Below are 12,045 nucleotides of genomic sequence, written 5' to 3'. Positions count from 1 at the left end.
CCTTGTCCGCTCAGATCATCGCGATCGACGCAATGGGCGGGGACTTCGGTCCCCGCAGCATTGTCCAGGCTAGCATTGCCTGCCTATCGGCTACCCCCTCGCTGCACCTGACCCTCGTCGGTCAACCCTCCCTCCTTGAAGATCTTGTCGGCGGCCTCGCGGCTGCGGATCGCGCACGCCTGCAGATTGTCGCGGCCAGCGAAGTGATCGGCATGGACGAGCGGCCATCGCAGGCGTTGCGGGGCAAGCCGGACTCGTCGATGCGCATCGCCCTCGAACTGGTGCGTGATGGCAAGGCCCAGGCCTGCGTAAGTGCCGGCAATACCGGCGCGCTCATGGCCTTGTCGCGCTTTGTGCTGAAGACCCTGCCCGGAATAGATCGCCCGGCGATGGTGGCGGCGATCCCGACCCAGGCCGGCTACTGCCAGCTGCTTGACCTCGGCGCCAACGTCGACTGCAGCGCGGAAAACCTCTACCAGTTCGCCGTGATGGGCTCGGTGGCCGCCCAGGCTCTGGGCGTGCATCGGCCGCGGGTGGCGCTGCTCAATATCGGTACCGAGGACATCAAGGGCAACCAGCAGGTCAAGCTGGCCGCCAGCCTATTGCAGAACGCCCGGGGGCTGAACTACATCGGCTTCGTCGAGGGTGACGGGTTGTACCGGGGCGAGGCGGACGTGGTGGTGTGCGATGGTTTCGTCGGCAATATCCTGCTCAAGTCCAGCGAGGGTCTGGCGACCATGATCGGTGCCCGCATCGAGGCGCTGTTCCGTGGCGGGGTGTTGGCGCGAGCCGCAGGTGCCCTGGCCATGCCGCTGCTCAAGCGCCTGCAGGCCGACCTTGCGCCTGCGCGGCACAATGGTGCGAGTTTCCTGGGGTTGCAGGGCATCGTCATCAAGAGCCATGGCTCGGCGGGCGTGCAGGGTTTGCAGAGCGCGATCCAGCGAGCGCTGATCGAGATCCAGGAAAACCTGCCGCAGCGCCTGCACGGGCGTCTTGAAGACTTGTTGCCCTGAGCTGCGCGATGAGGTCATTACTGGAAATGCAAAGCTTTTGGGCATACCGCCCATGAAGTGCTTAAATGTGACCGCTTGGTCCGCCGCTCCATCCAAGCTTTCAGATTGCGCGTCTGGCCCGCGGCCTGGCGCACCCTATCCGACGACAAGATCATAAGGGCTTGTTCAATGTCTGCATCCCTCGCATTCGTCTTTCCTGGTCAAGGTTCCCAGTCGCTGGGCATGCTCAAAGAGCTGGGCGCCGAAAAACCGGTAATCGTCGAGACCTTCAAGGAAGCGTCCGAGGCCCTGGGCTACGACCTGTGGAAACTGGTCCAGGAAGGCCCGGAAGAACAACTCAACCAGACCGACAAGACCCAGCCGGCCATCCTGACCGCCTCCATCGCTTTGTGGCGCCTGTGGCTGGAGGAGGGTGGCGCGCAGCCGGCTTTCGTCGCCGGGCACAGCCTGGGTGAATACAGCGCCCTGGTCGCCGCTGGCAGCCTGTCGCTGAAAGATGCCGTGCGCCTGGTCGAGCGCCGTGGCCAACTGATGCAGGAGGCCGTACCTGCCGGCCATGGTGCCATGGCCGCCATCCTTGGCCTGGACGACGCCGTGGTGGTCGAGATTTGCGCCGAAGCCGCCGAAGACGAAGTGGTCAGCGCGGTGAACTTCAACTCGCCGGGCCAGGTGGTCATCGCCGGCAACAAGGCTGCGGTCGATCGTGCCATCGAGCTGTGCAAGGCCAAGGGCGCCAAGCGTGCCCTGCCATTGGCGGTCAGCGTGCCATCGCACTGCGCCCTGATGAAGCCGGCCGCCGAGCGTTTCGCCGAGGCCGTCAACGCCATCGAATGGAAAGCGCCGCAGATCCCGGTGGTGCAGAACGTCACCGCAGCCATCGCCGCCGACCTCGATGCCCTCAAACAGGACCTGCTGGCGCAGCTCTACCAGCCGGTACGCTGGGTCGAGTGCGTGCAGGCCCTGGCCGAGCGCGGTGCGGTGAACCTGGTCGAATGCGGGCCGGGCAAGGTCCTGGCTGGCCTGAACAAGCGTTGCGCCGACGGCGTGACCACCTACAACCTCAATACCCCAGACGCCGTCGCCGCCACCCGTGCGGCGCTGGCCTGAATTCGGAGAAGCTTGCATGAGCCTGCAAGGTAAAGTTGCACTGGTCACCGGCGCCAGCCGTGGTATCGGCCAGGCCATCGCCCTCGAGCTGGGCCGCCAGGGCGCAACCGTGATCGGTACCGCCACCACCGCTTCTGGTGCCGAGCGTATCGCCGCCACCCTGAAGGAGCACGGCATCAACGGCACCGGCCTTGAGCTGAACGTCACCAGCGCCGAGTCCGTGGAGGCAGTGCTGGGCGCCATCGGCGAGCAGTTCGGCGCGCCGGCCATCCTGGTCAACAACGCCGGTATCACCCGCGATAACCTGATGCTGCGCATGAAGGATGATGAGTGGTTCGATGTGATCGACACCAACCTCAACAGCCTCTACCGTCTGTCCAAGGGCGTGCTGCGCGGCATGACCAAGGCGCGTTGGGGTCGTATCATCAGCATCGGTTCGGTGGTGGGTGCCATGGGCAACGCCGGCCAGGCCAACTATGCCGCCGCCAAGGCCGGCCTGGAAGGCTTCAGCCGGGCCCTGGCTCGTGAAGTGGGCTCGCGTGGCATCACCGTCAACTCGGTGACCCCGGGCTTCATCGACACCGACATGACCCGTGAGCTGCCAGAAGCGCAGCGCGAGGCCCTGCAGAAGGAAATTCCGCTGGGCCGCCTGGGCCAGGCCGAGGAGATCGCGAAAGTGGTTTCCTTCCTGGCTTCCGACGGCGCAGCCTATGTCACCGGCGCCACCGTGCCGGTGAACGGCGGGATGTACATGTAAAACCGCAACTCAATGTGACGGATTGCTTCAAAAAAGAGTCATACTCCGAGCCTAAAATCCGTTATAAAGCTGCAACCAGATTCCGGGCAGAGGGCCCGGTGACTTGGTGGAAGGCGCGTTACGCTTGAAAAGCAGGCGTCTTCCTATAAACTTGGTCACCGGCCAGCTGCCTGACATATGTCCATTAGGAGTGAAAACTAGGTATGAGCACCATCGAAGAACGCGTCAAGAAAATCGTCGCCGAGCAACTGGGCGTCAAGGCTGAGGAAGTCAAGAACGAATCTTCCTTCGTTGAGGACCTGGGTGCCGATTCGCTTGACACTGTTGAGCTGGTGATGGCTCTGGAAGAGGAATTCGAGACCGAAATCCCTGACGAAGAAGCCGAGAAGATCACTACCGTTCAAGCTGCTATCGACTACGTCAACGCCCACCAGGCCTAAGACGCTGTAGTCGACGCTTCTTGTCGGGAAAAACCGCACTGCCTTTGCCGGCGTGCGGTTTTTTCTTTGCGAGAGCCGGGGTTTGCTGCCATTCCATTCGCCATGGCAAGTGCACTGGCAAGAGACTCTGTTATTTGGAAATGAGGAGAGTACTGTGTCGCGTAGACGCGTCGTGGTCACTGGTATGGGTATGCTGTCGCCACTGGGTACCGATGTACCGAGCACCTGGCAGGGCATTCTGGCTGGCCGCAGTGGCATTGGTCCGATCGAGCATACGGATCTGTCTGCCTACTCCACCCGTTTTGGCGGCTCGGTGAAGGGCTTCGAAGTCGAGCAGTACCTGTCGGCCAAAGAGGCCCGCAAGCTCGACCTGTTCATTCAGTACGGCCTGGCGGCCGGCTTCCAGGCGGTGCGCAATGCCGGGCTGGAAGTCACCGATGCCAACCGTGAGCGCATCGGCGTGGCCATGGGTTCGGGGATCGGCGGGCTGACCAACATCGAGGAAACCAGCCGTACCCTGCATGAGCAGGGGCCGCGGCGGATTTCGCCGTTCTTCGTGCCGGGCTCGATCATCAACATGATCTCCGGCTTCCTGTCGATCCACCTGGGTCTGCAGGGGCCGAACTATGCAATCGCCACTGCCTGCACCACGGGCACCCACTGCATCGGCATGGCCGCGCGCAACATCGCCTACGGCGAAGCCGACGTGATGATCGCCGGTGGCGCCGAGATGGCCGCCTGCGGCCTGGGCATGGGCGGCTTCGGTGCTTCCCGTGCGCTGTCCACCCGCAACGACGAGCCGGCCCGTGCCAGCCGTCCCTGGGACAAGGGGCGTGACGGCTTTGTGCTGTCCGATGGTGCCGGCGCCCTGGTGCTCGAAGAGCTGGAGCATGCCAAGGCTCGTGGCGCGACCATCTACGCCGAGCTGGTCGGTTTCGGCATGAGCGGTGACGCCTACCACATGACCTCGCCGCCCGATTCCGGCGAAGGCGCCGCTCGCTGCATGGCCAATGCCCTGCGCGATGCCGGTATCCAGCCGCAAGAGGTCAGCTATATCAACGCCCACGGCACCTCGACGCCGGCTGGCGACGTGGCCGAAGTGGCTGCGATCAAGCGGGTGTTCGGCGAGCATGCCTACAAGCTGGCAGTGAGTTCGACCAAGTCGATGACTGGCCACCTGCTCGGCGCTGCCGGTGCGGTGGAGGCGATCTTCAGCGTCCTGGCGATCAACAGCCAGATGGCGCCGCCGACCATCAACCTGGACGAACCGGACGAAGGTTGCGACCTGGACTTCGTGCCGCACCAGGCGCGCAGCATGCCTATCGATGTGGTGCTGTCCAACTCCTTCGGCTTTGGCGGGACCAACGGTTCGCTGGTGTTCCGCCGGTTCGCCGGCTGATGCTCAGCTGGGTCGATGGCCAGGACGCGACTGCGGTCAATCTGCAGAACCGTGGCCTGGCCTACGGTGATGGTCTGTTCGAGACCATCGCCGTGCGCGGCGGCAGGCCCAGCCTGCTCGCGCAGCATGTCGACCGCCTGGCGCTGGGTTGCCAGCGCCTGGCGATCGAGGCCGACCTGACGCTGGTTCGCAATGAACTGTTGCAATTCGCCCGGCAACTGAGCGAAGGCGTCGCCAAGCTGATCCTGACCCGCGGCGACAGCCAGCGCGGCTATGCCCCGCTGGCTGGTGCGCAGGCGCGGCGTATCCTGCAAGGCGGCCCCTTGCCGGCCTATCCGACGCAGCATGCCGAGTTCGGCGTGCGGCTGTTCCCCTGTGAGACGCGCCTTGCGGAACAACCGCTGCTGGCCGGGCTCAAACACCTCAACCGCCTCGAGCAGGTGCTGGCCCGTGCCGAATGGCAGGACAGCGCGTTTGCCGAAGGCTTGATGCGTGACGCCCAAGGGCGGGTGATCGAAGGGGTGTACAGCAACCTGTTCCTGGTGCGTGATGGCGTACTGTTCACCGCCGACCTGAGCCGTTGTGGCGTGGCCGGGGTGATGCGTGCGGCATTGCTGGAACAGGCCGCGCTGCTGGGGATTCCCACGCAGGTGCGCGACCTTCCGTTCGAGGCGCTGCAGCAGGCTGACGAAGTATTCCTCTGCAACAGTGTCTATGGCGTCTGGCCCGTGCGTGAATTCGCCGCGCTGAACTGGCCCGCAGGGCCGCTCACCCGTAAACTGCAGGCCGTTGCCCGTACGTTACTGGATACCTGATTCGTGAGACGCAAATTCCTGCTGCTGCTGGAAATGAGCTTGATCCTCGCCGGCCTGGCATTGGGCTGGGCCGCCTGGAAGGTCAACTCGGTCCTGGAGCAGCCGCTGCAAGTGGCACAGGAGCGCATGCTCGACGTGCCCAATGGCACGACGCCAAACCGTATGTTCTACCGGATGCAGGGCGAAGGCCTGCTCGACGATCCGTTGTGGCTGCGCCTGTACTGGCGTTTCAACATGGCCGGCACGGCGTTGCACACCGGTGAATACCGCCTGACCCCGGGCATGACCGTGGGACAGTTGTTCGATGCCTGGAAGCGTGGCGATGTGGTGCAGTACAACCTCACCCTGGTCGAGGGCTGGACGTTCCGCCAGGTGCGCGCCGCGGTGGCGAAGCATGAAAAGCTCAAGCACACCCTCGAAGGCCTGTCCGATACCGAGGTGATGGACAAGCTTGGTCATACCGGCGTGTTCCCCGAGGGCCGTTTCTTCCCTGACACCTATCGCTTCGTGCGCGGCATGAGCGATGTCGAGTTGTTGCAGCAGGCCTACATGCGCCTGGACGAAGTGCTGGCCAAGGAGTGGGCCGAGCGCAGCACCGACCTGCCGTATCGCGACCCGTACCAGGCGCTGATCATGGCCTCGCTGGTGGAGAAGGAAACCGGCATTCCCCAGGAGCGTGGGCAGATCGCCGGCGTGTTCGTGCGGCGCATGCGCCTGGGCATGATGCTGCAGACCGACCCCACCGTGATCTACGGCATGGGCGAGCGCTACAACGGCAAGATCACCCGCGCCGACCTGCGTGAGCCGACGCCCTACAACACCTACACCATGACCGGCCTGCCGCCGACACCGATCGCCATGGTAGGGCGCGAGGCAATCCACGCCGCGCTGAACCCAAGCGATGGCTCGAGCTTGTACTTCGTCGCCCGTGGCGACGGCAGCCATGTGTTCTCCGATGACCTGGACGATCACAACAGCGCGGTGCGCGAGTTCCAGATCAAGCGGCGGGCGGATTATCGTTCGAGCCCTGCGCCTGTGCCCAAGGAGTCCACGGACGAACCATCATCCGCGCCACCTCCGGTCAATTCCGAGGAGGTGCCGGAAGTGCCGGTGGAGCCTGCGCAGCAGGAGGCTCAGCCTGCGGATCCGTCTCTGCCTCAATGAGTAGGCGGGTCGAGGCTGGCGTCAGGTAAGCGGTGGTGGTGGGAAGGGACTCTGCTTGATCGGGACCGCTGCTCTTTGCCTCGGCAATCGAGGCCAGGAGCATTTGTGCTTTGGCCAGGGCAGGGATGCCATTTTCCGATAGTCCAACCTGCCGAAAGAGTGATAGCAGTTCATCCGCCTGCGGCTCAGTAATGTCAAATGCCAGAACAAGTGCCTGCTTCGCGCTGTCGGCGCTGAGCATGTTCATCTCCACGACACTGGCCATGTGCATCACGGCCATCTTGAGGCTTTTCGTTTGCCTGGCCCGTATGAGTGCACGAGCCGAATACCGTTGAGCGAGGCTTTCCACCTGATCGAGCTTGCAGGTTCGGATGACGGCGTCACCTTCATCGGTCCGTTTGCTGTACAGCCATTTGTCGCTCAGTTCGATGTGGTCTGAGTAGCGTTCGCTATAGGGGTAGAACCATAACAGGTCGGCTTGGCTGGGGTAGCTGCCGGAGGTCCAGCCGCTTGAACGGTTGCGTAGCGGGTCAAAGTTTTTCTTGTAGGAATTGCATATCTTGCAGGTCACGATGAGGTTGTAAGGCTCGTAGGTGAACTGGGGGTAACCGAACGTGTGTTGGCGGTCCTCGAACACGTTACTGCTGCCTTTTGGCTGCTCGCATTTCTTCGATGGGGACTTTGGCAGGATATGGTCAAGTTCGCGATGGCCGACCATGTCCTGCTCGATGACGTTCTGGCAATAGGCGCAGCGGTAGTTCTGCAGTTCCAGAAGTCGTGTCCTGTAGTTTCTCACCGCTGCGGTGATTTCCCATTCGTTTCCTTGGTGCAGCCTGATCGGAGCGAGTAGGGCGTTGTCGGTGACAGTGAAAATGATGGTGTCGAACCACGTCATTGTCGTTCGTCTCCAGCACGCAGTTTCAACTCGTCGGTGATGTCGAGCAAAACGTTGCGCAGCGGGTCATGTACAGGCAGCGTGTCGACATCCTTGAACAGGTCATTGGCGATTATCTTGCATGCATTGTCGTCGAGGCTTTGATTGGAGCGAATAAGCGATAGTGCGTACTCGGCAGTCTTGGTGAATGCCGGTGCCCGAGCCGAGTCGAGTTGGAATACCTCTTGATAGACGTCGGATGCCGTCCAGCCAAAGGTTGAAGCTATTGGTCGAGTGCTGAGTCGGTGAGTGCCATTCTTGTCCGCCTCGGTGTATTCCAGAGTCTGTACGTTCCCCCATTCAGGCGCTACGCCAGAAGCGATCAAGGGCGAGTGCGTTGCGATCACCGCCTGGGTTCCCTGAAATTCTCTCAGAATGCTGTTCAGCATGGGGATGTATTGCAGTTGCCAGGCTGGGTGCAGGCTGTTCTCGGGTTCATCTACGAGCACAAGGCTATGCGGCTTCACGGTGGCACAAAGGCCAGCAAAGCCACAGAGCCAGCTCCATTGTCCAGAGCTCAGGTCTTCGCCCTCCAGGCATTCTTCGGATAGGGTCCGAGGATCGTCAGTTTTTGAGGAGCGGGTGAAAAACGTTTTATCGATTTCGAGAAAGCCCGCATGGAGCAGAAGTTCGAGTTCGGCTGTACCCCACTCCTGCGACGGTCCATTTTCCATTTGAAAGGTGCCGTGCTCAAATTTCAGCGAGGCAGGTGATTTCGACGTGTCGAATCGGTTTGCCAGCTTGAACACACTGAAATGTTCATTGCTGTCGAGCTTCTCAAAAGCTGCGTGCAGGCGAGTATGAAGGTGTGTGAGCCTAGTAGTGCCCAAATATTGCGTTTTGAGTTTCTTCGCGACCTCTTCGAGGATGTCAGAAGCGAAATAGGTAGCCGTATGGTAGCTCTTGACCGCTTTGGCGAATTCTTTTGACAGCTTTAGCTGAATGATGATTTGCGGTTTCAACCCAAGGTGCGAGAAGACACCTTCAAGCAAGTGTTGGCGTTCTGGCAGCAGATCGGCATTTTCCAGCAGTGCGGTGATCAGTGCTCTTTCGCTTTGCCCGGTGCCAGCCATGCCATTGGATGCACGTTGTCCCAGGTACCAGAATTGCCGGGGGGTGTGAGCGCCGAGCAGCGGGCTGCCGACACGAGAGAAGCGGTCGAGTGGTGTTCCGGATATGCAGATAGTGCCACCTGACGGCTTGTCTTGTGGCCACCCTGTGGTCTCGGTCACCACCTTGCGTCTTTTCAGATCTGTGTAAGAGCGCTTGCCCAGCGAGGACTCCATTAGCTGCCTGAGTACGTAGCTCTTTCGGCTGCCGTTCTGACCAATCAACACGGAAATCCAGGCGCGTTGTTCCAAGCGTTGTTCATCACCAAGCGAAATGGAGGCGTGGAGTTTGGAGGACTTGATTTGGAAGTTTGTCAGCATTGTGTGCGATCCATCGTCACTGGGTGTAGGTGAGCAAGCAGTGGCCCATCAAGTGTCTTGAGCTGGCAGGACACCTTATCCGCTCTGCTGAGTAGTCCAGGCCTTGGCCACCTTGCGTTCAAGGTCTGCGATCGTTCCATCATTGATGATCAGGGTATCTTGCTCGTTCAGTTCTATGCCTGACTCGGAGCTATGCGCGTTCACTCGCAGGGCGTCAGGTCGCCGAACATGCCAAATGACACCGTTGTGACTACGCAGGAAACGGGCTTCGTTTTCGAAACGAATGTCCTTGATTATGATGGTATTGATCTGCGCTGGCAGGAAAGGCAGCGGCTTTGGTCGAGTCACTGGCCGCAGCGCCCGCTTGAACAGATAATCCTGGTCCAGTTCAACCGCCTTTTGCGCGATGAACGCAAACGTATCCTGGGGCGCGACTTGCCAGAATGGGTCGATTTGCCTTGAGCAATGCGGGTCCCATGTCTGTTGATCGGTAAAACCAAAAAATGCCTGGGCGGCAAGCCTGATTGGGGCATCCGCCTCGGAAAGCACCGCCAGGGGCGATGGTTGCGCAGATTGTGGTTGTGGCTCGATTGCCCGTTCAGCTCGCATCAGCCAGTGGTCCGAGTTGAAGGCTCGCATCCATTCGGTGCCTACCTGCTGGAAAAACTCGCGTGGGGAGCGTGCCCAGTCATCGAGTTTCTGTTCCTTGAGCGCGTCGGCCCAGGCTTCTTCGTCGGTCAGGCCAAACAATGCCTGGCAGCCCATCTTCAAGGGGTCGGCGAGCGCGTAGGCAGCAACGCCGGGGTATGCGAGCAGCATCGCGGCGACGGTGTCCTTTCCCGATCTGGCAGGGGCGGCCAGGCCGATAATTTTCCTCACGTAGGCTCCGGTGTCTTCAGTGTGATTGCGCAGGTACAATAGAAGGCTTCGGCCCGATTTTAATTTGTCATAGACGATGTTTGCAAAGATCCAGCGCGGCACATTCATATGTGCAAAACATTTCAGGCGTACCGACCATGAGTAAGCAGTACCCCTGGCAGCAGGCGCTCTGGCAGCAACTGGCCGGGCGTGCCCAACACGCCCACGCCTACCTGCTGCACGGCCCCCAGGGCATCGGCAAGCGGGCCCTGGCCGAACGCCTGATGGCGCGGCTGTTGTGCCAGCAGCCACAGGGCCTGGATGCCTGCGGCCAGTGCAAGTCGTGCCTGTTGCTCAAGGCCGGCAGCCACCCGGACAACTTCGTGCTGGAGCCGGAGGAGGCCGACAAGCCGATCAAGATCGACCAGGTGCGTGAACTGGTGTCGTTCGTGGTGCAGACCGCCCAGCAGGGCGGGCGCAAGGTGGTGCTGATCGAGCCGGTGGAGGCAATGAACATCAATGCCTCCAACGCCTTGCTCAAAAGCCTGGAGGAGCCCTCCGGAGACACCGTGCTGTTGCTGGTCAGCCATCAGCCCAGCCGCCTGCTGCCAACCATCAAGAGTCGCTGCCAGCAGGTCGCCTGCCCGCAGCCAAGCCTGGAACAGAGCCGTGCCTGGCTGGCCGGCGCGCTCGAAGGCAGCGACGAACAGGAGCGCGAAGAGCTGCTGACCTTGGCCGCGGGTTCGCCGCTGATGGCGGTCAGCCTGCAGGCCCAGGGCGTGCGTGAGCAGCGGGCGCTGGTTACCGAAGGGGTGAAGAAGCTGCTCAAGCAGCAGCAGTCGCCTACCCAACTGGCCGAAGCCTGGAACACGGTGCCCCTGTTGTTGCTGTTCGACTGGTTCTGCGACTGGTCGCACTTGATCCTGCGTTATCAGTTGACCCAGGACGAAGAGGGTTTAGGCTTGCCCGACATGCGCAAGGTGTTGCAATACCTGGCGCAGAAGAGCCGGCAGGCCAAGGTGCTGGAGGTCCAGGCGTGGATTCTCGAACAGCGCCAGAAGGTGCTGGGCAAGGCCAACCTCAATCGTGTACTGCTGCTCGAAGCGTTGCTCGCCCATTGGGTGCAGCTGCCGGGCATGCGTTGATTTCCACCGCTCCCCTAATGTGTGTCGTGTTCCCATGCTCGTAGATTCCCATTGCCACCTCGACCGTCTCGATCTCAGTGCCCACCAGGGTTCCCTCGATGCCGCCCTGCAGGCGGCCCGCGAGCGTGGGGTGGGGCATTTCCTGTGCATTGGCGTCAGTGCCGAGAATGCCGGTGCGGTCAAGGCGTTGAGCGAGCGTTACGCCGATGTCGATTGCTCGGTGGGCGTGCACCCGCTCGACCTGGCGCCCGGTGAGACGCCGGCCCTGGAGTGGCTGTTGCGTGAACTGGCCCACCCGCACGTGGTGGCCATTGGCGAAACGGGCCTGGACTACCACTACGAGCCGGAAGCCGCCGAATTGCAGCAGGCTTCGTTCCGCCTGCACCTGGAAGCCTCCCGGCAGACTGGCAAGCCGGTCATCGTGCACACCCGTGCGGCGCGTGAGGACACCCTGGCGCTGCTGCGCGAGGCCAGCCTGCCCCAGGCCGGCGTGCTGCATTGCTTCACCGAGGACTGGCCGATGGCCAAGGCCGCGCTGGACCTGGGCTATTACATCTCGTTGTCCGGCATCGTCACCTTTCGTAATGCCGATGCCCTGCGCGAGGTGGCCCGGCAGGTGCCGGTGGACCGCCTGCTGGTGGAGACCGACTCGCCGTACCTGGCGCCGATCCCGCACCGCGGCAAACCGAACCTGCCGCAGTACGTGCGGGAAGTGGCCGAGTACGTGGCGTCGTTGCGCGGTGTGAGCTACGAGCAATTGGCCGCGCAGACCACGGGGAATTTCAAGCGCTTGTTCCCGCTGGCGCGAGTGGCCTGAGGCTTCTGCGCAGCGCCCCCAAGCTTGAGGCCCGGACAAAAAAAACCCGGGTTCTGGGGGGGGAATCCGGGTTAAGACCATTAGGAGTAAAACAAAGGTACACGGTCCCTGGGCACCTTTATCGGCGCGCCACTTGGGGGGGATGTGCCGCGCCAACACTTCAAGT

12 protein-coding genes are annotated in these 12,045 nt (G+C 61.8%); 9 read left to right on the top strand and 3 right to left on the bottom strand.

Annotated elements, in window-relative coordinates:
* Positions 1-2 precede the first annotated feature (2 nt).
* From plsX to mltG, 7 genes are all read left to right on the top strand, one after another.
* Positions 3-1,013: a phosphate acyltransferase PlsX gene (gene plsX / locus ACVWY1_RS11690; RefSeq protein ID WP_102683589.1), complete on the top strand. Its 1,011-nt coding sequence runs from the start codon at positions 3-5 to the stop codon at positions 1,011-1,013.
* A gap of 168 nt (positions 1,014-1,181) precedes the next feature.
* Positions 1,182-2,120, top strand: coding sequence for an ACP S-malonyltransferase (gene fabD / locus ACVWY1_RS11685; RefSeq protein WP_139672631.1), 939 nt, complete (start codon positions 1,182-1,184; stop codon positions 2,118-2,120).
* A 16-nt stretch (positions 2,121-2,136) separates the two neighbouring features.
* Positions 2,137-2,877 (top strand): 3-oxoacyl-ACP reductase FabG, encoded by a 741-nt coding sequence (fabG, locus tag ACVWY1_RS11680; protein WP_203647546.1) that lies wholly within the window; start codon positions 2,137-2,139, stop codon positions 2,875-2,877.
* 203 nt (positions 2,878-3,080) lie between these two features.
* Entirely contained in the window at positions 3,081-3,317 is a 237-nt protein-coding gene (gene acpP, locus ACVWY1_RS11675) for an acyl carrier protein (protein WP_046856533.1), read from the top strand.
* Between the two features lie 154 nt (positions 3,318-3,471).
* On the top strand, positions 3,472-4,716 hold the full coding sequence (fabF, locus tag ACVWY1_RS11670) for a beta-ketoacyl-ACP synthase II (RefSeq protein WP_277503242.1): 1,245 nt from the start codon (positions 3,472-3,474) through the stop codon (positions 4,714-4,716).
* Positions 4,716-5,531 (top strand): aminodeoxychorismate lyase, encoded by an 816-nt coding sequence (gene pabC, locus ACVWY1_RS11665; RefSeq protein ID WP_102683586.1) that lies wholly within the window; start codon positions 4,716-4,718, stop codon positions 5,529-5,531. The genes fabF and pabC overlap by 1 nt, the downstream gene beginning before the upstream one ends.
* A gap of 3 nt (positions 5,532-5,534) precedes the next feature.
* Positions 5,535-6,695: an endolytic transglycosylase MltG gene (mltG, locus tag ACVWY1_RS11660; RefSeq protein ID WP_277503244.1), complete on the top strand. Its 1,161-nt coding sequence runs from the start codon at positions 5,535-5,537 to the stop codon at positions 6,693-6,695.
* On the opposite strand, the gene ACVWY1_RS11655 is transcribed toward mltG, so the two are convergent.
* The 3 genes from ACVWY1_RS11655 to ACVWY1_RS11645 all read right to left on the bottom strand — a co-directional run bounded on the left by ACVWY1_RS11655 (position 6,613) and on the right by ACVWY1_RS11645 (position 10,046).
* Positions 6,613-7,590 (bottom strand): HNH endonuclease, encoded by a 978-nt coding sequence (locus ACVWY1_RS11655; RefSeq protein ID WP_457378297.1) that lies wholly within the window; start codon positions 7,588-7,590, stop codon positions 6,613-6,615. The genes mltG and ACVWY1_RS11655 overlap by 83 nt on opposite strands.
* On the bottom strand, positions 7,587-9,059 hold the full coding sequence (locus ACVWY1_RS11650) for an AAA family ATPase (protein ID WP_277503246.1): 1,473 nt from the start codon (positions 9,057-9,059) through the stop codon (positions 7,587-7,589). The genes ACVWY1_RS11655 and ACVWY1_RS11650 overlap by 4 nt, the downstream gene beginning before the upstream one ends.
* Positions 9,060-9,134: 75 nt before the next feature.
* On the bottom strand, positions 9,135-10,046 hold the full coding sequence (locus tag ACVWY1_RS11645; RefSeq protein ID WP_256582683.1) for a deoxynucleotide monophosphate kinase family protein: 912 nt from the start codon (positions 10,044-10,046) through the stop codon (positions 9,135-9,137).
* 29 nt (positions 10,047-10,075) lie between these two features.
* Between ACVWY1_RS11645 and ACVWY1_RS11640 the strand changes: the two genes are divergently transcribed.
* Together ACVWY1_RS11640 and ACVWY1_RS11635 are read left to right on the top strand one after the other, a co-directional pair.
* Positions 10,076-11,062, top strand: coding sequence for a DNA polymerase III subunit delta' (locus ACVWY1_RS11640; RefSeq protein WP_277503247.1), 987 nt, complete (start codon positions 10,076-10,078; stop codon positions 11,060-11,062).
* A gap of 34 nt (positions 11,063-11,096) precedes the next feature.
* The gene (locus ACVWY1_RS11635) at positions 11,097-11,879 is read left to right on the top strand and encodes a TatD family hydrolase (protein ID WP_102683581.1); all 783 of its coding nucleotides are present in this window, start codon (positions 11,097-11,099) and stop codon (positions 11,877-11,879) included.
* The last annotated feature ends 166 nt before the right edge of the window (positions 11,880-12,045 follow it).

The organism is Pseudomonas sp. TE6288 (genome assembly GCF_054062095.1).
Note: the sequence above shows the minus strand (reverse complement) of the source record. Positions and strands in the feature narration are given on the sequence as shown.

What these genes read in the sequence shown, in the direction of transcription:
- fabD (WP_139672631.1), top strand. Translation starts at nt 1,182, where the DNA reads ATGTCTGCATCCCTCGCATTCGTCTTTCCTGGTCAAGGTTCCCAGTCG.
- fabG (WP_203647546.1), top strand. Translation starts at nt 2,137, where the DNA reads ATGAGCCTGCAAGGTAAAGTTGCACTGGTCACCGGCGCCAGCCGTGGT.
- acpP (WP_046856533.1), top strand. Translation starts at nt 3,081, where the DNA reads ATGAGCACCATCGAAGAACGCGTCAAGAAAATCGTCGCCGAGCAACTG.
- pabC (WP_102683586.1), top strand. Translation starts at nt 4,716, where the DNA reads ATGCTCAGCTGGGTCGATGGCCAGGACGCGACTGCGGTCAATCTGCAG.
- ACVWY1_RS11655 (WP_457378297.1), bottom strand. Translation starts at nt 7,590, where the DNA reads ATGACGTGGTTCGACACCATCATTTTCACTGTCACCGACAACGCCCTA.
- ACVWY1_RS11650 (WP_277503246.1), bottom strand. Translation starts at nt 9,059, where the DNA reads ATGCTGACAAACTTCCAAATCAAGTCCTCCAAACTCCACGCCTCCATT.
- ACVWY1_RS11645 (WP_256582683.1), bottom strand. Translation starts at nt 10,046, where the DNA reads ATGAATGTGCCGCGCTGGATCTTTGCAAACATCGTCTATGACAAATTA.
- ACVWY1_RS11640 (WP_277503247.1), top strand. Translation starts at nt 10,076, where the DNA reads ATGAGTAAGCAGTACCCCTGGCAGCAGGCGCTCTGGCAGCAACTGGCC.
- ACVWY1_RS11635 (WP_102683581.1), top strand. Translation starts at nt 11,097, where the DNA reads ATGCTCGTAGATTCCCATTGCCACCTCGACCGTCTCGATCTCAGTGCC.